26 protein-coding genes are annotated in these 25826 nt (G+C 67.0%); 15 read left to right on the forward strand and 11 right to left on the reverse strand.

All coding sequences use genetic code 11. From position 1 onward, the window contains the following. Positions 1 to 4 precede the first annotated feature (4 nt). From QTH90_RS14235 to QTH90_RS14265, 7 genes are all read left to right on the forward strand, one after another. A complete protein-coding gene (locus QTH90_RS14235) occupies positions 5 to 619 on the forward strand; it encodes a response regulator transcription factor (RefSeq protein ID WP_286665196.1) in 615 nt (204 codons plus the stop codon). A gap of 285 nt (positions 620 to 904) precedes the next feature. Then, positions 905 to 1228 carry a cell envelope biogenesis protein TolA gene (locus tag QTH90_RS14240; protein ID WP_286665197.1) on the forward strand — a complete coding sequence of 108 codons (324 nt, stop codon included), beginning with the start codon at positions 905 to 907 and terminating at the stop codon, positions 1226 to 1228. Positions 1229 to 1289: 61 nt separating this feature from the next. Beyond that, positions 1290 to 1703, forward strand: a complete 414-nt coding sequence (locus QTH90_RS14245) for a hypothetical protein (RefSeq protein ID WP_286665198.1) — start codon at positions 1290 to 1292, stop codon at positions 1701 to 1703. 41 nt (positions 1704 to 1744) lie between these two features. Next, entirely contained in the window at positions 1745 to 2593 is an 849-nt protein-coding gene (locus tag QTH90_RS14250) for a DUF2092 domain-containing protein (RefSeq protein WP_286665199.1), read from the forward strand. Between the two features lie 22 nt (positions 2594 to 2615). Continuing rightward, on the forward strand, positions 2616 to 3218 hold the full coding sequence (locus tag QTH90_RS14255; protein WP_286665200.1) for a hypothetical protein: 603 nt from the start codon (positions 2616 to 2618) through the stop codon (positions 3216 to 3218). 17 nt (positions 3219 to 3235) lie between these two features. Continuing rightward, the gene (locus QTH90_RS14260; RefSeq protein ID WP_286665201.1) at positions 3236 to 3994 is read left to right on the forward strand and encodes a hypothetical protein; all 759 of its coding nucleotides are present in this window, start codon (positions 3236 to 3238) and stop codon (positions 3992 to 3994) included. Between the two features lie 78 nt (positions 3995 to 4072). Continuing rightward, positions 4073 to 4900: a hypothetical protein gene (locus QTH90_RS14265; protein WP_286665202.1), complete on the forward strand. Its 828-nt coding sequence runs from the start codon at positions 4073 to 4075 to the stop codon at positions 4898 to 4900. Positions 4901 to 4907: 7 nt separating this feature from the next. Here the strand turns inward: QTH90_RS14265 and QTH90_RS14270 are convergent, their stop codons facing one another. Beyond that, entirely contained in the window at positions 4908 to 6176 is a 1269-nt protein-coding gene (locus QTH90_RS14270) for a cation:proton antiporter (protein WP_286665203.1), read from the reverse strand. A 312-nt stretch (positions 6177 to 6488) separates the two neighbouring features. On the opposite strand from QTH90_RS14270, the gene QTH90_RS14275 reads away from it, so the two are divergent. The 4 genes from QTH90_RS14275 to QTH90_RS14290 all read left to right on the forward strand — a co-directional run bounded on the left by QTH90_RS14275 (position 6489) and on the right by QTH90_RS14290 (position 9015). Continuing rightward, the gene (locus tag QTH90_RS14275; RefSeq protein WP_286665204.1) at positions 6489 to 6857 is read left to right on the forward strand and encodes a response regulator; all 369 of its coding nucleotides are present in this window, start codon (positions 6489 to 6491) and stop codon (positions 6855 to 6857) included. Between the two features lie 68 nt (positions 6858 to 6925). Then, positions 6926 to 7180, forward strand: a complete 255-nt coding sequence (locus tag QTH90_RS14280) for a hypothetical protein (RefSeq protein ID WP_286665205.1) — start codon at positions 6926 to 6928, stop codon at positions 7178 to 7180. Between the two features lie 64 nt (positions 7181 to 7244). Beyond that, positions 7245 to 8150, forward strand: a complete 906-nt coding sequence (locus tag QTH90_RS14285) for an RNA polymerase sigma-70 factor (protein WP_286665206.1) — start codon at positions 7245 to 7247, stop codon at positions 8148 to 8150. A gap of 109 nt (positions 8151 to 8259) precedes the next feature. Next, the gene (locus tag QTH90_RS14290; protein ID WP_286665207.1) at positions 8260 to 9015 is read left to right on the forward strand and encodes an SDR family oxidoreductase; all 756 of its coding nucleotides are present in this window, start codon (positions 8260 to 8262) and stop codon (positions 9013 to 9015) included. A gap of 12 nt (positions 9016 to 9027) precedes the next feature. On the opposite strand, the gene QTH90_RS14295 is transcribed toward QTH90_RS14290, so the two are convergent. The 10 genes from QTH90_RS14295 to QTH90_RS14340 all read right to left on the reverse strand — a co-directional run bounded on the left by QTH90_RS14295 (position 9028) and on the right by QTH90_RS14340 (position 19918). Next, positions 9028 to 10830, reverse strand: a complete 1803-nt coding sequence (locus tag QTH90_RS14295) for a tetratricopeptide repeat protein (protein ID WP_286665208.1) — start codon at positions 10828 to 10830, stop codon at positions 9028 to 9030. A gap of 74 nt (positions 10831 to 10904) precedes the next feature. Beyond that, on the reverse strand, positions 10905 to 11606 hold the full coding sequence (locus tag QTH90_RS14300; protein WP_286665209.1) for an ABC transporter ATP-binding protein: 702 nt from the start codon (positions 11604 to 11606) through the stop codon (positions 10905 to 10907). 1 nt (position 11607) lies between these two features. Then, the gene (locus QTH90_RS14305) at positions 11608 to 12354 is read right to left on the reverse strand and encodes an ABC transporter ATP-binding protein (protein WP_286665210.1); all 747 of its coding nucleotides are present in this window, start codon (positions 12352 to 12354) and stop codon (positions 11608 to 11610) included. Further along, a complete protein-coding gene (locus QTH90_RS14310; RefSeq protein WP_286665211.1) occupies positions 12351 to 13301 on the reverse strand; it encodes a branched-chain amino acid ABC transporter permease in 951 nt (316 codons plus the stop codon). The genes QTH90_RS14305 and QTH90_RS14310 overlap by 4 nt, the downstream gene beginning before the upstream one ends. Positions 13302 to 13303: 2 nt before the next feature. Continuing rightward, complete coding sequence (locus tag QTH90_RS14315; protein ID WP_286665212.1) at positions 13304 to 14176, reverse strand: branched-chain amino acid ABC transporter permease; 873 nt, start codon at positions 14174 to 14176, stop codon at positions 13304 to 13306. Between the two features lie 19 nt (positions 14177 to 14195). Continuing rightward, positions 14196 to 15362, reverse strand: a complete 1167-nt coding sequence (locus QTH90_RS14320) for an ABC transporter substrate-binding protein (RefSeq protein ID WP_286665213.1) — start codon at positions 15360 to 15362, stop codon at positions 14196 to 14198. A gap of 119 nt (positions 15363 to 15481) precedes the next feature. Continuing rightward, complete coding sequence (locus tag QTH90_RS14325) at positions 15482 to 16297, reverse strand: alpha/beta fold hydrolase (protein WP_286665214.1); 816 nt, start codon at positions 16295 to 16297, stop codon at positions 15482 to 15484. Further along, positions 16294 to 17859: a benzoate-CoA ligase family protein gene (locus tag QTH90_RS14330; RefSeq protein ID WP_286665215.1), complete on the reverse strand. Its 1566-nt coding sequence runs from the start codon at positions 17857 to 17859 to the stop codon at positions 16294 to 16296. Before QTH90_RS14330 ends, QTH90_RS14325 begins: the two co-directional genes overlap by 4 nt. A gap of 44 nt (positions 17860 to 17903) precedes the next feature. After that, on the reverse strand, positions 17904 to 19457 hold the full coding sequence (locus tag QTH90_RS14335) for a 3,4-dehydroadipyl-CoA semialdehyde dehydrogenase (protein ID WP_286665216.1): 1554 nt from the start codon (positions 19455 to 19457) through the stop codon (positions 17904 to 17906). Beyond that, positions 19454 to 19918: a 4-hydroxylaminobenzoate lyase gene (locus tag QTH90_RS14340; protein ID WP_286665217.1), complete on the reverse strand. Its 465-nt coding sequence runs from the start codon at positions 19916 to 19918 to the stop codon at positions 19454 to 19456. The genes QTH90_RS14335 and QTH90_RS14340 overlap by 4 nt, the downstream gene beginning before the upstream one ends. Positions 19919 to 20080: 162 nt before the next feature. Here QTH90_RS14340 and QTH90_RS14345 point away from each other — a divergent pair, with 162 nt between their 5' ends. The 4 genes from QTH90_RS14345 (at position 20081) to boxA (ending at position 25818) form a co-directional block, all read left to right on the forward strand. After that, positions 20081 to 21013 carry a helix-turn-helix transcriptional regulator gene (locus tag QTH90_RS14345; protein ID WP_286665218.1) on the forward strand — a complete coding sequence of 311 codons (933 nt, stop codon included), beginning with the start codon at positions 20081 to 20083 and terminating at the stop codon, positions 21011 to 21013. Positions 21014 to 21147: 134 nt separating this feature from the next. Further along, positions 21148 to 22818: a 2,3-epoxybenzoyl-CoA dihydrolase gene (gene boxC, locus QTH90_RS14350; RefSeq protein ID WP_286665219.1), complete on the forward strand. Its 1671-nt coding sequence runs from the start codon at positions 21148 to 21150 to the stop codon at positions 22816 to 22818. Between the two features lie 132 nt (positions 22819 to 22950). Next, the gene (gene boxB / locus QTH90_RS14355; RefSeq protein ID WP_286570937.1) at positions 22951 to 24378 is read left to right on the forward strand and encodes a benzoyl-CoA 2,3-epoxidase subunit BoxB; all 1428 of its coding nucleotides are present in this window, start codon (positions 22951 to 22953) and stop codon (positions 24376 to 24378) included. A 162-nt stretch (positions 24379 to 24540) separates the two neighbouring features. Then, positions 24541 to 25818 carry a benzoyl-CoA 2,3-epoxidase subunit BoxA gene (gene boxA, locus QTH90_RS14360; RefSeq protein WP_286665220.1) on the forward strand — a complete coding sequence of 426 codons (1278 nt, stop codon included), beginning with the start codon at positions 24541 to 24543 and terminating at the stop codon, positions 25816 to 25818. Positions 25819 to 25826: the final 8 nt, after the last annotated feature.

Raw genomic sequence — 25826 nt, forward strand, 5'->3', positions numbered from 1 at the left:
CCCAATGGCTGAGGCGACCGTATTCATCATCGATGACGACGAGGCCTACCGCGATTCGGTGCGGGAACTGGTGAGCTCCGTGGGGCTCGCGACCGAGGCGTACAGCTCGGCGCTCGACTTCCTGGCAGCCTTCGACGCGACGCGCCCCGGCTGCCTGGTGCTGGACGTGCGCATGGCGCGGATGAGCGGCCTGGCGCTCCAGGAGCGCCTTGTCGCGATGGGCGCAAGTATTCCCATCGTCTTCATCAGCGGTCACGGCGACATCGCCATGGCGGTCAAGGCCGTCAAGGAAGGGGCGGTCGACTTCGTCCAGAAGCCCTACCGGGAGCAGCAACTGCTGGACGCCATCGACGAGGCCTTGCGCCGTGACGCGAACATGCGCGACCCGCCGAGCGCCGAGCGGAGCAGGCTCCTCGACAAGCAGATCGCAGCGCTGACGCAGCGCGAGCGCGAGGTGATGGAACTGGCGCTCAAGGGCTTGCCGAGCAAGGTCATTGCCAAGGACCTGGACATCAGCTACCGAACCGTCGAGCAGCACCGCAGCCGGTTGCTGGAGAAGCTGGGCGTGAGTTCGATCACCGAGTTGATGCGGCTCCACTCCGGACGGTCAGGCGACTAGGGGGCGCCTCCCGCCGCTTCGCCACGTACGTGGAATGCGCGTGTCTCCGGACAGGCCTTCGCCGGTCCTGTGCGGACGCCCGGCCGTTGCGCAAAGCCTCCCGGCAGCGCTACAACCACGTACGTGGGGTACGTGGCCGCCCGTCTGGTTTCGCCACACCGCCGCTTCAACAATGCATGCGCCACGCCGTCGTGCATGCAGAGGACCGGCGCAAGGCAAGGTCTCGACGCCTGGGAAACGACTTCATGGCAGAGAGACTTCGATCCATCTACCGAGGGAAACGCAATGAGCAAACTTCTCGCAGCCATGATCGCCGGCCTGTTCGCCGCTGGCGCCTACGCGCAGAACCCGCCGGGTACGACGTCGCAGGAACAGGTCATCACCAACACCAAGCCGCAGCAGCGCGCGCAGGACAGGGCTGACGCCAGGCCGCAAGGCGAGGTGAAGAAGCCGACGGGTGACACGGCAGCGTCGGCCCAGAGCGACGCCATCGGCACCGGCAAGGCCGCCACCGCCGGCCAGGCACGCGTCGAGACACGGGATGAGCGCCATCCCAACAGGAAGCAATCGAAGCAGGGCGGCACGCCCGACATGCCCGGGGCCAAGTAAGCCCGGATGAAGGGCGGCGCGCGGCACTGATTCCATGGCTCCAGCAACTCGGGACATCACCATGAAGCATCTGCCTGATCTGTTGAAGAAAGTCGCCGTTGTCGCGTTGCTCGCATCGGCTGCGGGCTGTGCCAGCACCGATGCGCTCAACAACGACAACCTGGCCATCGCCGCCGGCTTCAAGGTCATCACGCCCAAGAAGGCGGACCAGCAGGCGATCCTCGCAAAGCTGCCCAAGGACAAGGTCACCCGTGTGAACTACCAGGGTTCTACCTACTACGTCCTGCCCGACTCACTGAACAACCTGGCCTACGTGGGCGGCTCGCCCCAATACCAGGAGTACCAGCGGCTGCGCGTTGCCAAGCAATTGAGCAACAACAACCTCGAGGCGGCACAGATGAACGAGATGGATTCCATGGACTGGGGCGGCTGGGGCGGGTGGGGCGGTCCCGCGTTCGTCGGGTTCCGTCGATAGCCGCCAGGACAAGACGAAGAAGCGCGACCCAGGAGGTATCCGTGAAGCGTCGATATCAACTCTTCGCCAAGGCGATGTTGCTTGCCGCGAGCGTGGCGTTCGTCGCCGGGGCGAATGCCCAGGGCGCGCCCGCCAAGGCTTCCGCGACCCGGGCCAAGGCAGTCAGGCCCGCGCCGGAGCTGGAAGCCAAGGCGATGGACCTGCTGCGAGCGATGGGCAGCGCCCTCACTGCATCGTCATCGATGGCATTCACCGCCATCGCGACCTATGAAAGCCCCAGCAGCGTCGGCCCGCCGCTGGCCTTCACGACGACCTCCGAAGTCCTGGTGCAGCGGCCGGACAAGCTGCGCGTGATCACGGGCGGCGACGGCCGGCGTTCGGAGTACTACTACGACGGCAGGACGTTCGCGGCTTTCGCGCCGTCCGAGAACCTTGTCGCCGTCGCGCCCGCGCCGCCCACCATCGACGCCATGCTCGAAGGGGCATTCAAGGACGCGGCGATCTACTTTCCGTTCGCCGACGTGCTGGGCGCCGATCCCTTCAGGAACATCACCGAGGGCCTGACCAAGGCCTTCTACGTCGGCCAGTCGACGTCGGTCGGCGGGACGGCGACCGACGTGGTCGCGGTGGCCAGCGACGAACTGTTCATGCAGATCTGGATCGGCGCGGACGACAGGCTGCCGCGCAGGTTGCGTGCGACCTACAGGGGCGATCCACTGCTGCTGCGCCACCAGGTGGACCTGTCGAACTGGAAGCTCGATCCCGTGATCGCCGCGGAGGCCTTTGCCTCGGTCAACGCGGCCAATGCGAAGAAGATTTCGTTCGCCGCGCCGCATGTGCCTCCGGCAGCAGCCAAGGCACGCAGCGGCAAGTCGGGCAAGGCGCCTTGAGGCACGCGGAAGGACTCTCGACATGACACCGATGAAAGCCATCCTTCCCTTGCTCGCCGCGGCGCTTCTGGCGGCGGGGTTCCATACGTCCGCCTCGGCCTGGGCGCGGGCGAACGCATGGGGCGGCCGCACGGTGGGCGGATACGGCGGCTTCACCCACGACAACGCCTTCGGCGGCAGCACCACGCACAGCTGGTACGGCGGAACCAGCCACACCAACCGCTACGGGGGAACCACCACCGGGGCCTACGGCGTGGGCGCCGTGCACACCACGGCCGGCGGCTTCACCACCTACCACCCGCCGGCCTATGGGTATGGAGGCTACGCGCCGTACTACAGGCCAGTGGCCGTGCCGTACTACCACCCGGGCTGCTACTACGACTGCGGTGCCGCCGTCGCCGCGGGAGCTGCCGTCGGACTGGCGGCGGGAGCGGTTGCCGGCGCAGCGGTAGTGCGGGCCAACACGATTCCCGCCTACCCGCTGGGCGCCAGCTTCGCCACGCTGCCGGCAGGCGCGGTCTATGTCGATCGCGCTGGGGTCACCTACTACCAGGCCGGCAACGCCTGGTTCAGGCCTTCCTTCGGTGCCAACGGCGTGTACTACAGCGTCGTGGCGGCGCCTTGAACATTCACGGGGAAGCCATGCCCAAGTCGAAACATCCATGCGCGGTCCTGAAGGCTGCCGGCCTGGCCACGACGCTCGCGTGCGCGTCCGCCGCAGCGCAGGGCGTCCCCCCGGCCGATGCATGGCAGTTCGAATTCATTCCCTATCTCTGGGCTCCCGGCATTTCATCGGACCTCCGGCTCGGGCCCTTGCCCGGAAGCACCTTCAGCGTGAACTCCACGGGCGTCCTGAGCGCACTCGACTTCGGAGCGATGGGCACGCTCGAAGCGCGCAAGGGCCCCTGGGGTGCGCTGCTCGACATGCAATACGTGAAGCTCGGCGTATCGCGGCAGGTGATCTTCGGCGCCCCCGTGGGCCTGGACGTCGACTACGAGCAGCAGATCTACACACTGGCCGGCCTCTACCGGGTCTTCGACAGCTCCGTCGCGGTCGATGTCCTCGCGGGCGGGCGCTACGTGAACGCCAAGACCGACGTGGACTTTGCGCCGAACCTGCCGGGACCGGGCCGGCACGAGTCGGTCGGCTGGTGGAACGGCATCGTCGGCGCACGCGTGATCGCGCCGGTCAACGACAAGTGGTCGCTGCTGGGCTACCTCGACGCGGGCTGGGGAAATTCGACGTCGAGCTGGGAGGCCATCGCCGGCGCCAGCTACCAGTACTCGCCGACCCTCTCGTTCAAGTTCGGCTATCGCTACCTGAGCTTCAAGCGCGACGAAGGGCTCCTCAGCAAGGTGGCGCTCGGTGGCCTGTTCGCGGGCGCCGGATTCAAGTTCTGACCCCGGCGGCGCGCGGACATCATGGACGTGATGCTCGACATCTGGTCCCGGATCCGGGGCGCAACTGGAGGCATCCCCATGCGCCATCGCCGCCACACCCCGATCCAGGCGTTCGCCCTCTCCGGCATGACCACGGTGCTGTGCGCCGCACTCCCGGCGAGCGCGGAGATGAGCGCCGACGAACTCGCCAAGCTTGCACAGAACCCGGTCGGCAACCTCATCAGCCTGCCGTTCCAGAACGACACCAATCTGAACTACGGGCCGGAGAAGGGCACGCAGAACATCCTGAACATCCAGCCCGTGATCCCCATCTCCGTGAACAAGGACTGGAACATCATCACGCGCACGATCGTGCCCGTCATCTGGATGCCGTCGATGGGCCCGGGCATCGACAGCACCAGCGGCGTCGGCGACACCGTGCTCACCGCCTTCCTTTCGCCGGCGAATCCCGGCAAGTGGATCTGGGGCGCCGGCCCGGTGATGCAGATTCCCACCCACAGTAATTCGGAACTGGGGAACAAGAACGGGGGCCTGGGCCCATCCGCCGTGGTGCTGCACCTGGACCACGACAGCCCGTGGGTCTATGGCGCGCTGTTCAACAACATCTGGTCGGTGAGCAGCAGCGGGCAGGGTGGCTCCTACAACAACTTCCTGCTCCAGCCCTTCATCAACTACAACTTCCCGGGCGGTCTCTATCTCACCACCGCCCCCATCATCACGGCCGACTGGAAGGCCGACAGCAGCCAGCGGTGGACGGTGCCTCTCGGCGGCGGCGTCGGCAAGATCTTCCATCTCGGCAAGCTGCCGGTGAACACGCAGCTCTCTGCGTACTACAACGTGGTCAAGCCCGACAACGGGGCCAACTGGCAGATCCGCGTGCAGGCGCAGTTCATGTTTCCCAAGTGACCAGGGTTCACCGCGGGGTTGTCGGCGTCCGCGACGGCGTCGCATCTGCCGTTCCGTCGCGGTTCGCGCTCCCGGCCATTCCCGGCGCAAATCGCTGCACCAGTAGTGGCCCGAGGACGGATGTGACCAGCACCATGATCAGGACGCCGTTGAACATGCGGGTGTCGAGCAATGCCTGACCGGCGGCATTGAATGTCTTGGTCGCGACCAGGGCGGCCGCGAGCGTCGCGGCGACCTGGGGCAGGGTCAGGGACCACATCGTCATGCGCGCGGCCGGCCCGTACCCGAAGGCCCGGCCGCAGGACTCTGCCGCGATCCACTTGCCGAGCAGCAGCGCGGCGATGATGCCGATGGCGAGCATCGCGTCCCCGGACAGGCTGCGCGCCAGTGCGAGCGGGTCGATCAGGAAGCCGGTGACGACGAAGAAGACCGGAATGAACAGCGTGGTGCCCATGAATTCCAGCTTGGACTTGGCCGGCTTGTCCTTCACGGCCGCGTTGACCGCGAGGCCCGCCATGAACGTGCCGACGATGCCGGGCAGGTTGATGTACTGCGCGAGCAGTGCGGTCACCGCCAGGATGCCGAGCATCAGGACGAAATACGTCTCCTCGTCGTGCTCCACCTTGCGCAGGACGTAGCCGGCCGCGCGACTTAGGCCGGCCAGCACGAAGACGACAAACGCGACGATCTCGGCGACCTGGATGACGAGGGCCGATGCCGAGAAGCCGCTGACGTACATCGGCACGCAGATGGCGAATACGAGCAGCGACAAGGTGTCGGACATCATGGTCGCGCCAATCGCGACCACGATGGCTTCCTGGCGTTGCACGCCCAGCGCGGTGACGATCGGCAAGGCCAGGAGCGTGTGCGAGGCGAGGAGCGACCCGACCACGATCGCCGGCAGCATGGCATAGCCGAGCCAGTGCGCTGCCAGCGTCCCGAGAAGCAGCGGAATCGCGGTCGTGGCCACGCCGAACACGATCGAGCGGACGATCTTCTGGCGGAACAGCTCCAGGTCGATCTCCCAGCCCGCAAAGAACATGAGCAGCAGCATGCCGAGATCGGAGAAGAATTCGGCGACGGGGTGCTCGCGCGGGAAGACATCGAGCACGTGCGGTCCGAGCAGGACGCCGCTCAGGAGCAATCCCACGACCACCGGAATGCGAAGGGCGCGCGCGATGCGGGGAATGGCCAGGATCAGCGCCAGCATGATCGCGAGCCGCGCGAGCGCGGGGAGGAGTTCCACGGCCCGCTGCACGAATTCGATGAACGACATGACACGGTCTCCGGTGGCAAGTGCGGCCAGCACGCGTCGATTGAATCGCTGTTTGGCGCCGGGCGGGGCCTGAACGGCCACGTACGTGCTCGGTCGGGTCCGACGGGCGCGGTCGCGCTGGCGCTTCGCACCACGTACGTGGTGCTGCGTGGCTGCCGGGATAGGCGCATCGCACGCCAGAGCCCACCATTCATGGCCGGTTCGGCAAGCGTGGATGGAGAACCGGCCTCGCTGCGCCGGTCGCGATCGCCGGAAGCACGATGCAACAGGAGATCCGACACACCCTCAATGCCTCGCGAGACGCCTGAAGCCATGCTCACCATCGTCCACATCGTCGGTTTCAAGCCGGATGAGCGCGCATGGATGGAGTCGGCATTCGGGCGCAGCGTCGCGTCGGTGGTCTTCGTCGACGACGATGAGGCATTGCTCGCCAGCGTGCCGAGCGGTCCGGGCCACTGCCTGATAGCGTCCGCCGATGTCGACGGGGCTGCCACGCTGAGGCTGGTGCGCGAACTGAGGAAGCGGGGCGTGACGCTGCCGGTGATCGTGCTGGGGCCGCACACCGCCTTTCGCACCGCCATCGATATCGCCCGGCTCGAGGCGACCGACTTCCTGGAGCGGCCGGTGAGCGTGCGCCAATTGCGTGCGGCCGTGCATCGCGCGTGCATGGATTCCAGGTGAGGAAACGGCAGAAGCTCGACGTTTTCGCGCATGATGCAGGCCCCAACCCAAGCAAGAAGGGACCGCGAATGAGGACGCTCCTGCTCTCGGCTTTTGCCGCCATCGCTCTCTGGGGCTGCACGACGACCTCCTCGGATGTCGTGTTGCTGAAGACGCTGGTCGGACCGGCGCATTGCTCCGCACCGGCCGCCGGCGCGTGCGCGAGCTGCGAGACGGCCTGCCCGGCGCTCAAGCAGGCGCTGTGCATCGGTGGCTCCAGCGTGCTGGCAACCGAGACGGCGGCGGCCTCATGCGTCCAACCCGCCTCGTGCTCCTGCCAATGACACCCGCAAACCGCCGCCGGTCGGGCGGCCGTCACAAAACGGGGTGGCCGAACGTCTAGGCACCATGAACGATACGACCGACATATTCACGCGCCTTCGCCCCCGCTTGCAGGGCATTGCCTATCGCATGCTGGGCTCCTACGCGGAGGCAGAGGAAGTCGTGCAGGACGCCTGGCTGCGCTGGCACGAAGCGGAGCACGAGCGGCTGGACAGCAGCGAAGCCTGGCTGGTCGCCGTCACCACGCGGCTGGCGATCGACCGGCTTCGCTCCGCGAAAGTCCAGCGCGAGCACTACATCGGCACCTGGCTGCCGGAACCCCTGCTGTCCGACTCGCCGAGCACGCCAGAGCAGATGCTGGAGCGTGCCGACGACATCTCCATCGCCTTCCTCGCCGTGCTGGAGCGGCTCGCGCCCGAGGCCCGCGCGGCCTTCCTGCTGCGGGAGGTGTTCGATGCGGACTACGGCGAAGTGGCCGCGACTCTCGGCAAAAGCGAGAGCGCGTGCAGGCAGCTCGTGCATCGGGCCAAGGAACAGCTGCAGGACAAGCGGCCCCGCCACGTCGTCCCGCGCGACACCCAGCTCCGGCTCCTGCAGGGCTTTGCGGACGCCGCCACGCGCGGCGAGTTTTCCGCGCTGAAAGCCATGCTGGCCGACGACGCGCAGCTCATCGGCGATGGCGGCGGCAAGGTGCCGAGCTTCGGCGTACCGCTGGTGGGCGGCCAGCGCATCGCCCAGCTGTACTTCGCGACGAGCCTGCGGCACCACGATGCAGTGCACTTCGAGGTCGTCATGCTCAACGGCGAGTGGGGCCTGCTGCGCTTCATCAACGGCGAGCTGGAATCCGCACAGGCCATCGAGACCGATGGCGAGCGCATCCTGCGCATCCATTCGCAGCGCAATCCCGACAAGCTGGCGCGCATCGTCGCCGCGCTCGGCGCGGATGACGCCGACGCGAGCCGGCCCCACTGAAAGAAATTTCGCCGATCGGTCACAACCAGCCTTCGCCGCACGTCTTGCAGGTATGGATGGTCGCCATGTGCAGCGGTCCTCCATCTCTCAACGTACTGAAGGAGCTGGCATGAAAGTCGTGATCATCGGAGGCAGCGGCCTCATCGGAAGGAAACTGTCGACCCTGCTGCGCCACGCCGGCCATGAGGTGGCGTCGGCGTCGCCCTCGTCGGGCGTCAACACCGTCACCGGGGAAGGGCTGGACCAGGCGCTGGTGGGGGCGCAGGTGGTCGTGGACGTCAGCAACTCGCCTTCGTTCGCGGATGAGCAGGTCATGCAGTTCTTCCAGGACTCGACCCGGAACCTGCTGGCCGCCAGCGCCAAGGCAGGCGTGGGTCACTTCATCGCGCTGTCGGTGGTCGGGGCGGATCGCGCTCCCGCCAGCGGCTATCTGCGGGCCAAGGTGGCGCAGGAATCGGCGATCGGGAACGGGAGCGTGCCCTACACCATCGTGCGCGCGACGCAGTTCTTCGAGTTCCTGATGCCCATCGCCCACGCCAACACCAGCGGCCAGACGGTGCGGCTGCCGACCGGCCCGCTCCAGCCCATGGCCGCGTCCGACGTGGCAGCGGCCCTTGCCGAAGTGGTGGGCCACGAGCCGCTGAACGGCATCAGCGATATTGCAGGCCCCGAGGCCATCCCGCTGGATGACTTGATCCGTCACGTGCTGAAAACCGAAAAGGATGCGCGGGAGGTCGTGACGGACCACCACGCCACCTACTTCGGCGCGCCGCTGACCGACGGCTCGCTGATCCCGGCAGGCAAGCACTGGACGGGCAGGACGTCCCTCGACCACTGGCTGGCGGCCGAAGCGGAAGCGCGCTGAGCGCGGCGGCTGCTAAAGCCGCGCCAGATCCGGGCCGCTTCTCGGACCGAACCATGCACGCTCATAGGCCCCTTTGGCCGCCCGTTCGGCCGATGCGTCGCCCCGCTTGCGCTCCACTTCCACCAGCCCCGCGAGCGCCCATCCGTTGTTGCGCACGTGGACCAGCGAATCGCGAAACGCCTGCTGCGCCTCGTCGAGCTTGCCCTGGCGCAGCTTCACCGAGCCCAGCGATTGCCGCACCGGGTAGTACCAGAAGGGCGGCTCGGTGTAGGGGATGGTGTCCTCGATCTTGACGGCGTCCGAATAGAACCTGGCCGCGCCGTCGAGGTCGCCGTTCGCATCGGCGAGGCGTCCCGCTGCCACGAGGCCGGCAGTGCGGATGATCTCCCGGGCCGGCAGGGCCCACGCCTCGAAGGCCTTGTAGTCGGCCGTGCGCTCGATCTTCTCGATGGCGTCGATCTCCTTCTGCGCGCCAGCCTTGTCCTTCTGCGATGCGTAGGCGACGGCGCGCGCGTAGTGGTACATGGTCGAGACCAGCGCGGCATCGTCGCTCGGCGGCGGGAGCTTGAGGATGGTGTCCGCATCGCTGAAGCGCGCATGCGCCGCGAAGGGCGCGGACTTGATCGGCTGAAGGATCGGGAACGCCTTGACCAGTTCCATCGGCACCGAGGCGTCGAGCTTCTTCGCGGATTCGACGGCGGTCTTGCCATCGCCGCCCATCTGCGCCGACACCAGCACGAAGTGGATGTTGTGCGGGTAGTAGGCGGTCTTGTAGATCGGGTCCGACGGCGAGGTCTTGAAGTAGTTCTCGTCGACCTGTGTCGCCTTGCGGTTGAGCGTCATCGAGTCGCGGTACAGGCCGACGCGGTAGTAGATGTGCGCGGGCATGTGGACGATGTGGCCGGCGCCCGGCATCAGCGCCGCGAGGCGGTTGGCATAGGGCATCGCCTTCTCGGGCTGCGTGGACGCTTCCATCGCGTGGATGTAGAGATGGATGGCGCCGGCATGCGCCGGGTCGCGCTTGAGCACTGTCTCCAGCGTGCCGACGATGTCCGCGCCGCGGCCCTTCGGCCGGGCACCGCCGGCTTCCCAGTAGTCCCAAGGTTGCGTGTCCATCGCGGCTTCGGCGTAGAGCGTCTGCACCGTGTTGTCGGCGGGGAATGCGGTCGCGACGGCTTTCATCGCATCGGCATAGGCCGCATCGAGCGGTGCGCGGTCGGGCGGTGGGTTGGCGGCGTAGCGCTTTTCGAGCGCGCCGATCAGCGCCTGCTCCTTCAGGCTGGCGCCGCCCCTGAGAGCGACCGCCTTGCCCAAGGCCACCATGGCGGGTGCGTTGGCCTCCGGCATCATCGGCACGTTGATGTTGCTGCCGAGCACATAGGCCTCGCCCCAGAAGCACATCGCGCATTGAGGGTCGAGCCTTTGCGCGGCCTGGAAGGCCCGCTGCGCCTCGGCGTGGTTGAAGCCGAAGGCCAGCCGCAAGCCCTGGTTGAAGTAGGCCTGCGCCTGCGCGCTGCGGGTCGTGATGCGGAACTGCAGCGAGCCCAGGTTCTTGTAGAGCGGCGGGTCGCTGGTGGCCGCGTCCGCTGGCGGTGGGGTCTGGGTCGCGACGCGAACCAGCGCCTTCAGCAACGCGGGCTGCCCGGACACCACCGGTCCGCAGACTCTGCCGGATGGCGACAGCAGCGGATCGAAACTGCCGGACGCGCGCCCGGCGCTGACGCCGTCCGCCACCAGCAAGCCGGTTGAAGCGAGGATGCAGGCCGATGCCGCGTAGACGCGCCGACGCGGCAGAGGAGATCGATGCGATGGCATGGCGTTCCTCCTTGGGAGCGCCGAATTTTGGCACTCGGCGTGGTGCTCCGCAATCGAGCGCCGCGCGAGGCGGGCTACACGCCGAGCAGTTCCTCCAGCACATCCGGCGCAGCCACCAGATCCGCCGACGCGCCGTGCCGCACGATGCGGCCCTTCTCCATCACCACGGCCCGGTCGGTATGCGCGAGCACCTTGCGCCAGTCGCGATCGACGATCAGTGTCGCGATGCCGGTCTCGCGAATGGCGCCGATCACGCGCCAGATCTCGGCCACGATCAGCGGCGCGAGGCCTTCGGTCGCTTCGTCGAGGATCATGAGGCGCGGGTTGGTCATCAGCGCGCGGCCGATGGAGAGCATCTGCTGCTCGCCGCCCGACAGTTGCTGGCCGCCATGCGAGAGCCGTTCCGTCAGGCGCGGGAAGGTCGCCATCACGCGGTCGAAGGTCCAGTCGCGCTTGCCGTCGATGCCGGCGCGCGCGCTCATCACGAGGTTCTCGCGCACCGAGAGGTTCGGGAAGATGCCCCGGCCTTCGGGCACGTAGCCGATGCCGCGGCGCGCCATCTTCTCGGGCACCCAGCCGGTGACTTCCTGGGCGTCGAGCCGTACGTGCCCGGAGGCCGGGCGCACATAGCCCATCAGCGAGCGGATCAGCGTGGTCTTGCCCATGCCGTTGCGGCCCAGCAGGCCGACGGACGTGGCCGCGGGAATCTCGACATCCACGCCGCGCAGGATGTGGCTGTCGCCGTAGTAGGTGTTGAGGTCTTGGATCTGGAGCATGTCAGTGGTCCTCGCCCAGATACGCGGTGCGGACCTCGGGATTGGTGCGGATCGACGCGGGATCACCCGTCGCGATCACCGTGCCGTTGACCATCACCGTGATGCGATCGGCAATGCGGAACACCGCATCCATGTCGTGCTCGACCAGAAGGATCGCGTGCGAAGCCTTGAGGCTCGCCAGCAGCCCGAGCATGCGCTCCGTCTCTTCCGCGCCCATGCCGGCCAGCGGCTCGTCGAGCAGCAGCACGCGCGGCTTGGTCGCCAGGCACATCGCGACTTCGAGCTGGCGCTTGGCGCCGTGGCTCAGCGTGCCGGCGATGCGATCCGCGACGGCTTCGAGGCCGGCGGCCGATAGGGACTCGCGTGCGGCGGCATTGCTCTCGGCGCACTGCTTCGACGACTGCCAGATGGCCCACGGCCGCGGCGTCGCGGCCTGAGCGGCGAGCCGGCAGTTTTCGAGCACGGTGAACTCCGGGAAGATCGTCGTGCGCTGGTAGCTGCGCCCCACGCCCGCCAGCGCACGGCGGAACTGTGCGCGCTGCGTGATGTCCTCGCCGTCGAGCGAGATGCGGCCATCGGACGCACTGATCTCGCCCGAGAGCATGTTGATCAGCGTGGACTTGCCGGCGCCGTTGGTGCCGATCACGGCATGCACTTCGCCACGGCGCAGGTCCAGCGTCACGGCATTGACGGCGACCAGGCCACCGAAGCGGCGCGTCAACGTATCGACCGCAAGAAGGGTGCTCATGCGGCTCCCTTCGGCGAGATACGCGACGCAATCCCGATGATGCCCTTGGGCAGCAAGGCGACGAAGGCAATGATGGCGAGGCCCAGCGTCAATTGCCAGTGGTCGGCCAGCGGCCCGACGATGGCATGCGTGGACAGCAGTTCCTTCAGCAGCGTGAAGGCGACGGCGCCGATCACCGCGCCGCGCAGGTGGCCGAGGCCGCCCAGGATGATCATCAGCAGCACCTCGCCCGAGTTGTGCCATGCGAGCAGTTCGGGGTTGACCACGCCATCGCGCGACGCCACGAGAAAGCCCGCCAGACCGGCCAGCGCGCCCGCGATCACGAAGGCCGCGAGCTTGTAGCCGTACACCGGGAAGCCGGCCGCGCGCATGCGCTGCTCGTTGACGCGGATGCCGGCCAGCGCGGCGCCGAAGCGCGAGCGCCGGATCAGCGCGAGAAAGCCGTAGGTGCCCGCGAGCGCAGCCAGCACGAAGTAGAACTGAACGAAGCGGTTCTCCATGTCGAGCGCGCCCAGGGCAGGGCGGATGTACATGTAGATGCCGTCGCTGCCGCCACCCAGTGCGGTGTCGTGGAACACGAAGAACGCCATCTGCGCGAAAGCCAGCGTGACCATGATGAAGTACACGCCGCGCGTGCGCAGGCTCAGCGCGCCGACGACGAGGGCATAGGCCGCCGCGCAGCCCATCGCCAGCGGCAGCAGGAAGGCTATCGAGCCGCCTTCCTTGCCCGAGCCGAGCACCGTCGCATAGGCGCCGATGCCGTAGAAGGCCGCGTGGCCGAGGCTCACGAGGCCGGTCATGCCGACCAGCAGTTCGAGGCTCAGCGCGAAGATCGAAAGGATCATCACCTTCACGACCAGGTCCGAGAGATAGGGGCTCAGCATCGGGCCGAGCAAGCCGAGCGCGATGGCGCAGAGGAGGGGGATGAAATGCGAGATGCGTTGCATGTTCAGACCTTGCGTCCCATCAAGCCTTCGGGGCGCCAAATCAACACGATCGCCATCAGCACATAAACCCCCATGCCGCTGAGTTCAGCGAAGAACACCTTGCCGAAGGTATCGACGAAGCCCACCAGCAGCGACGCCACCAGCGCACCGGTGATCGAGCCGATGCCGCCGATCACCACCACGACGAAGCAGATGATCAGCACGCTCGCACCCATGCCTGGGTAGACCGAGGACATCGGCGCTGCGATCATGCCGGCCAGTGCCGCGAGCGCCACGCCGGCCGCGAACACGATGCGATAGAGGCGCCGGATGTCGATGCCCAGCCCGCGCACCATGTCGCGGTTGCTCGCACCGGCGCGGATCATCATGCCCAGCCGCGTGCGATTGACCACGTAATACAGCGCGACCGCCAGCACCACGCACGCCGCCGAGGCGAAGAGCCGATACCAGGGATAGCTCATGAGATCGCCCAGCGCGAAGCTGCCTTCGAGCCAGGGCGGCGCCTTCACGCCGTGCACGTCGTTGCCCACCAGCAGCGAGCGCAGTTCCTCGAAGACCAGGATCAGCCCGTAGGTCATCAGCACCTGCTGCAGGTGGTCCCGCTGGTAGAGGTAGCTGAAGAAGGCCCACTCCAGCACATAGCCGAAGACGGCGGCGAGCACCACGCCCGCCACCAGCATCACGATGAACTGGTCGCCGAAGAGCGGCGACAGCGCGAACGCCATGTAGGCGCCGATCATGTAGAAGCTGCCGTGGGCGAGATTGATCACGCCCATGATCCCGAAGATCAGCGTCAGCCCGGAGGCGACGAGGAACAGCAGCAGCCCGTACTGCACGGAGTTCAGGCACTGAACGAGAAAGGTACCGAAGTCCATGCAGTCTCTTCGTTGACGATTACAGCTTGCAGCCGCGGGCCGGGTCGGCCAGATTCTTCACGGCGATGTTGACGAGCTTGTTCTCGTTGCCCTCGACCTTGCGCAGGTAGATGTCCTGCACCGGGTTGTGCGCCTTGTTCATCGTGAAGGCGCCGCGCGGGCTGTCGATCTTGGCCTTCTCGATGGCGGAGGCGAACTCGGCCTTCTTCGAGATGTCGCCCTTCACGGCGCTGAGGCCGACCGCGAGCATCTGCGCTGCGTCGTAGCCCTGGACCGCATACACGTCGGGCTGCAGCTTGAAGGACTTGGCATAGGCGGTGCGGAAGGCCGTGTCGCGCGGCGTGTTCAGGCCGTCGGCATAGTGCAGGGTGGTTTCCATGCCCTGCGCGGCGGCGCCTTGCGCTTCGAGCGTGCCGTCGGTCAGGAAGCCGGGGCCGACGAGCGGGATGGTCTTGTTGAGGCCGGCTGCCGCGTAGTCCTTGACGAACTTGACCGCGCCGCCGCCCGCGAAGAAGGCGTAGACCACATCCGGCTTGGCCGCCGCGATCTCGGTCAGCAGCGCCTGGAACTCGACGTTCGGGAAGGGCACGGTGAGCTGCTTGTCGACCTTGCCGCCCGCCTTCTCGAAGCCTTCCTTGAAGCCCGCCACCGATTCGTCGCCCGCCGCGTACTTCCAGGTGATGGTCATCGCCTTCTTCTTGCCCTGCTTGCCGGCGACTTCGCCCATCGCGTAGGCCGGCTGCCAGTTCGAGAACGAGCTGCGGAAGATGTTCTGCGCGCACATCGGGCCGGTGACGGCGTCCGCGCCGGCGTTGGGCACGATCAGCACGGTGCCGCTTTCCTTCGCGGCCTTGGCCATCGCCATCGCGACGCCGGAATGCACGGTGCCGATGATGACGTCGACGTTGTCGCGCTTGATCAGCTTGTTGACGTTGTCCGTGGCCTTGGCCGGATCGGATTCGTCGTCGACCTTGACGAACTCGATCTCGCGGCCGCCGAGCTTGCCGCCCTGCTCGTCGATGCGCAGCTTGAAGCCGTTTTCAATGGCCACGCCGAGTGCCGCGTAAGTGCCGCTGAACGGAAGCATCAGGCCCACCTTCAGCTTGCCCTGCTGGGCATGGCCCAGCGTGGCGATACAGGCCAGCGCGAGGGCTGTCAGCGTGGTGCGTGCGATGCGGGTGCTCATGGATAGGACTCCTTGTTGAAAAAAACGGAAGGTTGCGACCGCGGACGGTTCGGAAATCCAGGGACATCCGCCAATGCACGAGAGGTCAATACTTTATAGCTAAACTATTTATCTCTCAATTAAGCGTTTTCCCGAGGTTTCGCCGAAGGGTCTTTCACGAAAGAAACGGTCGCAACTATCGCTGTTTCGGGCTGGTCGCGATGCGGGGAATGCCCGCAGTCCGGGATCTCCACGAGCCGCGTCTGCGGCGCCCGCTCGGCGATGCCGCGAATCTGGCGAAGGGTGCCGTATTCGTCGTCGATTCCCTGCATAGCAAGAACCGGGCAACGGATCGTGTCGAGTTCGCTTTCGATGTTCCATTGCCGGAAGGGCGGGTGCAGCCAGATGCGGTTCCAGCCCCAGAAGGCGGAGTCCACGTCGTCGTGGTAGCGGCCGAGCTTCTTCGGCATGTCGGTCTGGATGTAGGCCTGGCGCGCCAGCTCGATGTTGGCGACGGTCACGTCCTCCACGAAGATGTGCGGCGCCAGCACGACGAGGCCGGAGACCCTGTCCGGAAAGCGCGAGGCATAGAGCAGCGAGATCGATCCGCCGTCGCTGTGGCCGAAGAGCCAGGGCTTTTCTTCGAGGCCGATCGCGTCGAAGAAGGCGGGCAGCACCTCGTGCGCCTGGCGGTGCATGAAGTCCACGTCCCACACCTCGTCGGCGTCCCGCGGGGTCGAGCGGCCGTAGCCGGGGCGCGAGAACACCAGGCCGCGGAAACCGCCGGCTTCGCACAGCCGCTCGGGGAAATCCTTCCACATCGCGATCGAGCCGAGGCCTTCGTGCAGGAAGACAAGGAGGGGCGCGCCTGTGCGTTCCGGTGCGATGCGCACGTATTCGATGCGCACGTCCCTTCCCCGCCAGCGGATGGCGGCGAATTCGGAATCGGGGCTCATGGTTTCGCCGCCGAGCCGGCCTTCTCGCGGTCGCGAAGGCGGAAGCGCTGGATCTTTCCTGTCGCGGTCTTCGGGAGTTCGTCGACGAACTCGATGAAGCGCGGGTATTTGTAGGGCGCGAGGCGTTCCTTGACGAAGGCTTTCAGTTCGTCCTCCTCGACCGACTGGCCGTCCTTGCGCACCACGTATGCCTTGGTCTTGGTCAGGCCGTCCGCGTCTTCCTTGCCGATCACCGCGGCTTCGAGCACGGCGGGATGCTGCATCAGCGTGGCCTCGACCTCGAAGGGCGAGACGTAGATGCCGCTGACCTTCAGCATGTCGTCGCTGCGGCCCGCGTAGGTGTAGTAGCCGTCCGCATCGCGCGAGTACTTGTCGCCGCTCTTGGTCCAGCCGTCGCGGAAGGTATCGGCGCTCTTTTCGGGGTTGGCCCAGTACATCAGCGCGGTGCTCGGTCCCTTGATATAGAGGTCGCCGACCTCGCCGACGCCGACGGCCTGGCCGTCCTCCCCGCGCAGTTCGATCTCGTAGCCTTCCACCGGCTTGCCGGTGGTGCCGTAGCGGATGTCGCCGGGCCGGTTGGAGATGAAGATGTGCAGCATCTCGGTCGAGCCGATGCCGTCGACGATCTCGCAGCCGAAGTGCTGCTTGAAGCGCTGCGCGATCTCGCCCGGCAGGGCCTCGCCGGCCGACGAGCACATGCGCAGTGCGACAGCTTCGCGGGCGGGCAGCTTGGGCGACGCGAGCATGCCGGCGAAACCCGTGGGAGCACCGAAGAAGACCGTCGGCTTGTGCGCACCGGTCCAGCGCTTGAAGGTGGCATCCGGCGTCGGCCGCTCGGCCATGAGCAGCACGGTCGCGCCGACCGAGAGCGGAAAGGTCAGCGCATTGCCGAGCCCGTACGCGAAGTACATCTTGGCGGCGGAGAAGCAGACGTCGTTCTCCGTCAGGCCCAGCACCGGCTTGCCATACAGCTCAGCCGTCCACCACGGATTGGCGTGCGTGTGCACCGTGCCCTTGGGCTTGCCGGTCGAGCCGGACGAGTAGAGCCAGAAGGCGTGATCCTGCGGGGCTGTGGGGGCAGGCTCGGCAAGCGGCGCGTGTGCGGCGATGGCCGAGTCGAGGTTGTGTGCGCCGTCGGGCAGCGGTGCGGCCGGTTGCGAGACGAACAGCGTCCGGATCGCGTTCGGCCCCTTCGCCATCGCCTCCTGCAGCACCGGCAGCAACGCACCGGAGACCAGCGCCGCGGTCGCGCCGCTGTGGCTCAGCATGTAGGCGTAGTCGTCCGCGGTGAGCAGGGTGTTGACCGCCACCGGCACGACGCCGGCATAGAGGCTGCCGAGAAAGCTGACGGGCCAGTCGCTGCCGTCGAGCATCAGCAGCAGCACGCGATCCTCGCAGCGCACGCCTTCGTCGAGCAGGGCGGCTGCGAGACGGCGCGAGCGGTCTTCCAACTGGCCGTAGCCGAGTGCGCCGCGGTCGTCCACATAGGCCGTCTTCTGGGCGCGGCCACGGTTGAGCGCGAACAGGTGCTCCGCGAAGTTGAAGGGGTTGGGCAGGCTCATCGTGTGTCTCCTCGGGTCCGTCTGATGGGTGATGCGGGCTGCTGCTACTGAAGCCCTAGCTGCGCCAGCACGCCGGGGCTGGCCTGCACCGCGCTGCGGCGGTGATAGAAGTCCAGCGCCCGCAGTCCGCCGAGTTCGGCGCCGCCGCCCGCGCGGCCGGGGCCGCCATGCAGCGACATGGGCATCACGTTGCCGTGGCCGGTCTGGGCTTGTGCGACTTCGGGCGTGATGACGTGCACGCGCCCATGGCTGGCGGCGAGCTGCACGGCCGCCTGGCCGAGCGCGGCATCGTCGGCGCCGTAGAGCGAGGTCACCAGCGAGCCCTGGCCGCGGTGCGCGAGCGCGATGGCGTGGCCGAGATCGCGGTAGGGCAGCAGCGTGGCGACCGGGCCGAACACCTCGACGTCGTGCACGCGGTCGGCCGCGTCGGCATCGCGTGCGCCCAGCAGCACCGGCCCGATGCAGGCGGCGATGGCCGGGTCGGCATCGACCAGCGCCTTCTGGCTGCCGTCGTGCAGCACCGTGGCCTGCGCCTTGAGCGATTCCAGTCCTTCGCGCACTGCGTCGAGCTGGGCGCGGCTCACCAGCGAGCCCATGCGCACGCTCTCGTTGCGCGGGTTGCCGACCGTGATGCCGGCGAGCTTGGCGCCGATGGCCTCGGCCGCCGCGTCGTAGACCGACGCGGGCACCAGGATGCGGCGGATTGCCGTGCACTTCTGGCCCGACTTCACCGTCATCTCGCGCACGACCTCGCGCACCAGCAGGTTGAAGGCGTCCGAACCCGGTGCGGCATCCGGCAGGAGCAGGGCGGAGTTCAGGCTGTCGGCCTCGATGTTCACGCGCACGGAGCGCTTCGCCACGGCGGGATGCGAGCGGATCACCGCGCCGGTCTCGGCCGAGCCGGTGAAGGAGACCACGTCGAAAGCTTCGAGCTGGTCCATCAATCCGTTGGAGCTGCCGCAGATCACCGACAGCGCGCCGGCCGGCAGCACGCCGGCCTCGACCACGTCCCTGACCATGCGCTGCGTGAGCCAGGCGGTGGAGGTCGCGGGCTTCACGATCACCGGCACGCCGGAGAGCAGGGCGGGCGCGGCCTTTTCCCACAGGCCCCATGACGGGAAGTTGAAGGCGTTGATGAAGAGCGCGACGCCGCGCGTCGGCACCTGCAGGTGCTGCGACATGAAGACAGGCTCCTTGCCGAGCTTGGCCGCATCGCCATCGCGCAGCGCGCGCACGTCGCCGAGCGCATCGCCCCACTTGGCGTACTGGCCGAGGGTGAAGATCGCGCCGTCGATGTCGACGGCCGAATCGTTCTTCACCGTGCCTGAATTCGCCGTGGCGATCTCGTAGTAGCTGTCGCGATTCGCCTGCAGCACCTTCACGATGGCGGCCAGAAGGCCTGCGCGCTGCCGGTAGGTGAGGGCACGCAACGCGGCACCGCCGGTTTCACGTGCAAAGCGGAAGGCCTCCGGCAGATCGAGCCCGGTGGCATCGACCCGGCCCAGTTCGGTGCCGAGCACCGGATCGAACAGCGGCGTTCCGGCGCCGGTGCCGGCCTGCCAGCGGCCGGCGACATGGTTGGAGAGAAGTTCGGTCATCGGGTGAATTGAATTTGCCCTTCGGGCAGCAGGTACAGGACCAGCGCGCGGCCTTGCGCGACGGTGGGGTGATGGGCGCTGCCCGGCGGGTAGACGCACCAGCCCGCAGGCCGGCCGTCGAAAGTGGCGTCGCCTTCCAGCGGCATGATCAAATCGATCTCCCCGCCGGGATGCGAGTGGTGCGGCCCGGCGATGTCGCGCATGTCGACCACATCGACCGAGAAGCGGCTGAGCGCGTCTTCGGCCTTGAAGACCCGCCCGTAGCGGATGCCGCCGCCTTCGCGGTCGCAGAGCCAGCCTTCGGCCACGCCGTCGATGCAGGCCTGTTTCAGTTGGCTGAAGGTCGGCGTGCCGGCGCCGTGGTGGGTGTTGAGCCAGCGGTCGAGGTCGGCATCGAGCGGCCGGCCGGCGATCTGTGTCGCCACGTCGGCGACGAGCTGATGGAAGGCTTGCTTGGACATGGCGCTTTCTTCGTGCGTGGGGAACAACTTGCGGCAATCGCCTGTGTGCAGTATCTTGCCTGTGCACGAACCATAAGCATGCAGTCAATAGGTGTCAAGCAATATAGTGCATGCACCCGTGTTAACCCTGACTGCAGCCATCGAGGACAGCGAAAGAGATTCATGAACGAGCGAGCCGACGACGCGGTACTGACCGTGCCCACCGACGCGAACACCCCGGCCGAGGAGGCCAAGAACCCGCTGCTCGTGGCGCTGGGCGAGCGCGTGCGCAACCTGCGTGCGCGCCGCGGCCTCACCCGCAAGGCGGTGGCGCAGGCGGCCAACGTGTCGGAGCGCCACCTGGCCAACCTCGAATACGGCATCGGCAACGCGTCGATCCTGGTGCTGCAGCAGGTGTCGACCGCCCTGCAGTGCTCCCTGGCCGAACTGGTGGGCGACGTGACGACCCTCTCGCCCGAATGGCTGCTCATCCGGGAACTGCTGGAGCATCGCGGCGAAGCCGACCTGCGCCGCGCCCGCATCGCACTGGGCGAACTGCTCGGCACCGCGGCCGGCGACCCGGCCCGGCACCGCCGCATTGCGCTGATCGGCCTGCGCGGCGCGGGCAAATCCACCCTCGGCCAGATGCTGGCGGACGACCTCGAAGTGCCCTTCATCGAGCTGAGCCGCGAGATCGAGAAGTTCGCCGGCTGCAGCGTGCGCGAGATCCACGACCTCTACGGCACCAATGCCTACCGCCGCTACGAGCGCCGCGCGCTCGAGGAAACCGTGCAGATCTACAGCGAGGTGGTGATCGCCACGCCCGGCGGCATCGTCTCCGATCCGGCCACCTTCAACCAGCTCCTGGCCCACTGCACCACCGTGTGGCTGCAGGCCGCGCCAGAGGAACACATGGGTCGCGTCGCGGCCCAGGGTGACACCCGCCCGATGGCCGCCAGCAAGGAAGCCATGGACGACTTGCGCCGCATCCTGAGCGGCCGCGCCGCCTTCTATTCAAAGGCCGACGTCAGCGTGGACACGACCGGCCACGACCTGCCCGAGAGCTTCGAGCTGCTGCGCACGGCGGTGCGCGAGACGATGAGCCGCAACGGCTGAACGAACCTCCCCGGGAGCTGTAAAAAATTCATTCCAGGGTTGACGCGCCCCAAAACATGCAGCATGATGCATGTTCCGGCGATCGACAAGTGCACTATTGTTCCTCGCCACCGAACCTTCAAGGAGACTTCGACATGGCCGAAACCGCTGTTCACCCCGCCCGCGTGGACTACCGCACCGACCCCACGCAATACCGCCACTGGAAACTGAGCGTCGAGGGCCCGGTCGCGCGCCTGTCGCTGGACATCGCGGAAGACGGCGGCATCCGCCCCGGCTACAAGCTCAAGCTCAACAGCTATGACCTGGGCGTGGACATCGAGCTCAACGACGCGCTGAACCGCGTGCGTTTCGAGCACCCGGAGGTGCGTTCGGTCATCGTCACCAGCGCCAAGGACCGCATCTTCTGCTCGGGCGCCAACATCTTCATGCTGGGTGTCTCCAGCCACGCCTGGAAGGTGAACTTCTGCAAGTTCACCAACGAGACCCGCAACGGCATCGAGGACACGTCGAAGCACTCGGGCCTGAAGTTCATCGCGGCCGTGAACGGCGCCTGCGCCGGCGGCGGCTACGAGCTGGCCCTGGCCTGCGACGAGATCGTGCTGGTCGACGACCGCTCTTCTTCCGTCTCGCTGCCCGAAGTGCCGCTGCTCGGCGTGCTGCCCGGCACCGGCGGCCTGACGCGCGTGACCGACAAGCGCCATGTGCGCCACGACCTCGCCGACATCTTCTGCACGAGCGTCGAAGGCGTGCGCGGCCAGCGTGCCGTCGACTGGCGCCTGGTCGATGCCATCGCCAAGCCGGCCCAGTTCGGTGCCGCCGTGCAGGAACGTGCCGCCAAGCTCGCCGAAGGCAGCGACCGCCCGGCCAACGGCAAGGGCGTGAGCCTGACCCGCCTCGATCGCGAGGACGGCGCCGACAGCCTGCGCTACGAACACGTCACGGTCGAGATCGACCGCGCGCGCCGGACCGCGACCTTCACCGTCAAGGCGCCGAAGGGCGCGCAGCCGGGCGACATCGCCGCCATCGAAGCCGCGGGCGCCGCATGGTGGCCGCTCGCCATGGCCCGCCAGCTCGACGACGCCATCCTCAACATGCGCACCAACGAGCTGGACATCGGCACCTGGCTGCTCAAGACCGAAGGCGACGCGCAAGCCGTGCTCGCGAGCGACGCCACGCTGCTCGCGCACAAGGACCACTGGCTGGTGCGCGAAACCATCGGCGCGCTGCGCCGCACGCTGGCACGGCTGGATGTGTCGTCGCGCAGCCTCTTCGCGCTGATCGATTCGGGCTCGTGCTTTGCCGGCACCCTGGCAGAGATCGCGTTCGCGGCCGACCGCGCCTACATGCTCGCGCTGCCCGACGACGCCGAGCGCGCACCGAAGATCACGCTCGACGAGTTCAACTTCGGCTTCTTCCCGATGGTCAACGACCAGAGCCGCCTGCAGCGCCGCTTCTATGAAGAGACCGCGCCGATGGAGGCCGCGCGTGCCGCTGCCGGCAAGCCGCTCGATGCGGACGCGGCGATGGCGCTCGGCCTCGTGACGATGGCGCCGGACGACATCGACTGGGACGACGAGATCCGCATCGCCATCGAAGAGCGCGCCGCCATGTCGCCCGATGCCCTCACCGGCCTGGAAGCCAACCTGCGCTTCGCCAGCAAGGAAAACATGGCCACCCGGATCTTCGGCCGCCTGACTGCGTGGCAGAACTGGATCTTCAACCGCCCCAACGCCGTCGGCGAAAAGGGCGCGCTGAAGGTCTACGGCACCGGCCAGAAAGCCGGCTTCGACTTGAATCGGGTATGACCCCCAGGCTCGCGCACTTCGTGTCGCTCTCCACCCCCTTCCAGGGGGCAACACCCACGGCCCGGCAAAGCCGGTTCCGCGGTGTTCCCCGAATCGCTCTTCAACCGTCATTTCATCGTTAAAGGTCCCGTCATGAGCACGATCAACTACAGCGAGAAGATCCCCAACAACGTCAACCTCGGCGAGGACCGCACGCTGCAGCGCGCGCTCGAAGGCTGGCAGCCGAACTTCGTCAACTGGTGGGACGACGTCGGGCCGGACGGCTCGACCAACTACGACGTCTACCTGCGCACCGCCGTGAGCGTCGATCCGCAGGGCTGGGCGCAGTTCGGCCACGTGAAGATGCGCGACTACCGCTGGGGCATCTTCCTGAATCCGGGCGATGCCAACCGCGAGATCCACTTCGGCGACCACAAGGGCGAAAAGGCCTGGCAGGACGTGCCCGGCGAGCACCGCGCCAACCTGCGCCGCATCATCGTCACGCAGGGCGACACCGAGCCGGCATCGGTGGAGCAGCAGCGCCACCTGGGCCTCACCGCGCCGAGCATGTACGACCTGCGCAACCTCTACCAGATCAACGTGGAGGAAGGCCGTCACCTGTGGGCCATGGTCTATCTGCTGCACAAGCATTTCGGCCGCGATGGACGCGAAGAAGGCGAGGCGCTGCTGCAGCGCCAGTCCGGCGATGCCAACAACCCGCGCATCCTGGGCGCCTTCAACGAGAAGACGCCCGACTGGCTCGCCTTCTTCATGTTCACGTACTTCACGGACCGCGACGGCAAGTTCCAGTTGTCGGCCCTGGCCGAGAGCGCCTTCGATCCGCTGGCGCGCACCACCAAGTTCATGCTGACCGAGGAAGCGCACCATATGTTCGTGGGCGAGAGCGGCGTGTCGCGCGTGCTGCAACGCACCGCGCAGGTGATGAACGAGCTGAAGACGGACGATCCGCAGAAAGTGCGCGCCGCGGGCGCCATCGACCTCGGCACCATCCAGCGCTACCTGAACTTCCACTACAGCGTGACCATCGACCTCTTCGGCGCCGACCAGTCGAGCAACGCCGCCACCTTCTACAGCTCCGGCCTCAAGGGCCGCTATGAAGAAGGCAAGCGCACCGACGACCACGTGCTCAAGGGCCAGACCTACAAGGTGCTCGAAGTGGTGAACGGCCAGCTCGTCGAGAAGGACGTGCCGATGCTCAATGCGCTCAACGAAGTGCTGCGCGACGACTTCATCAAGGACTCGGTGGCCGGCGTCGGCCGCTGGAACAAGGTGCTCGAGAAGGCCGGCATCCCGACCCGCCTGACCGTGCCGCACAAGGCCTTCAACCGCCAGATCGGCGCCTTGGCCGGCATCAAGATGTCGCCCGAAGGCCGCGTGGTCAACGAGCAGGAATGGGCCGCCAAGAAGGGCGAGTGGCTGCCGACGCCCGATGACTTCGCATTCGTGGCATCGTTGATGGGCCGCGTGGTGGACCCGGGCAAGTTTGCCGGCTGGATTGCGCCGCCGGTGATGGGCATCAACCGCCAGCCTGTAGATTTCGAATACGTGAGATTTGGCTAACCCCCAGGCTACGCGCACTTCGTGTCGCTTCGCCTACCCCCTTGCAGGGGGCAACACCTGCGGCCCGGCAAAGCCGGTTCCGCGGTGTTAGGCGAACGGATCGAAGAAGCAGAAATGTCGAGTGAGGACTGAGGTCTGTCGCTCGCTTACAAGGAGAACACGATGGACATGGCTGTCGACGTCGCGGTCATCAAGCAGCACCTGATCGACCCCGAGATCTGCATCCGCTGCAACACCTGCGAGGCGACCTGCCCGGTCAATGCCATCACGCACGACGACCGCAACTACGTGGTGCGTGCCGATGTGTGCAACGGCTGCATGGCCTGCATCTCGCCGTGTCCGACGGGCTCGATCGACAACTGGCGCACCATGCCCTTGGCACGCGCCTACTCGATCGAAGAGCAACTCACCTGGGACGAACTGCCCGCCGAACTCACGCCCGAGCAGCTCGAAGCCGAGGGCGTGGCCGCGCCCGGTGAAGCGCTGGTGCAGGTGGCTTCCGCCGCGCCGCAGCCGCCCACTGCACCCGGCGAAGTGGCTTTCAATTCCGCGCAGTACGGCGCCACCGTGCCGCCGTGGTCGGCCGCCCATGCGTACACCAATCTCTTCCCGCCGAAGAGCCCGACCACCGCCACCGTGGTCGGCAACTTCAACTGCACCGAAGCGGGTTACGAGAACCAGACGCACCACATCGTGCTCGACTTTGGCAGCATGCCCTTCCCGGTGCTCGAAGGCCAGTCGATCGCGATCATCCCGCCTGGGCTGGACGCCAACGGCAAGGCGCACTTCGCACGTCAGTACTCGATCGCCAGCCCGCGCAACGGCGAGCGGCCCGGCTACAACAACGTCTCGCTGACGGTGAAGCGCGTGCTGGAAGACCATCAAGGCAATCCCGTGCGCGGCGTGTGCAGCAACTACGTGTGCGACCTGAAGGTCGGCGACAAGGTGCAGGTCATCGGGCCCTTCGGCACGTCCTTCCTGATGCCGAACCATCCCAAGTCGCACATCGTGATGATCTGCACCGGCACCGGCAGCGCGCCCATGCGCGCGATGACCGAATGGCGCCGGCGCCTGCGCAAGAGCGGCAAGTTCGAAGGCGGCAAGCTCATGCTCTTCTTCGGCGCGCGCACGCAGCAGGAGCTGCCGTACTTCGGCCCGCTGCAGACGTTGCCCAAGGATTTCATCGACATCAACTTCGCCTTCTCGCGCACGCAGGGCCAGCCCAAGCGCTACGTGCAGGACATGATGCGCGAACGCGCCGCGGACCTCGTCGAGCTGCTGAAGGACGGCCAGAGCCATTTCTACGTGTGCGGCCTGAAGAGCATGGAAGAGGGCGTCGTCCTCGCGCTACGCGACGTGGCGACCGAAGCCGGCCTCGACTGGGACACGGTCGGCGAGAGCCTCAAGCGCGAGGGGCGCCTGCACCTCGAAACGTATTGATGACAATG

Source organism: Variovorax flavidus, assembly GCF_030317145.1.
Lineage (GTDB): Bacteria > Pseudomonadota > Gammaproteobacteria > Burkholderiales > Burkholderiaceae_C > Variovorax > Variovorax flavidus.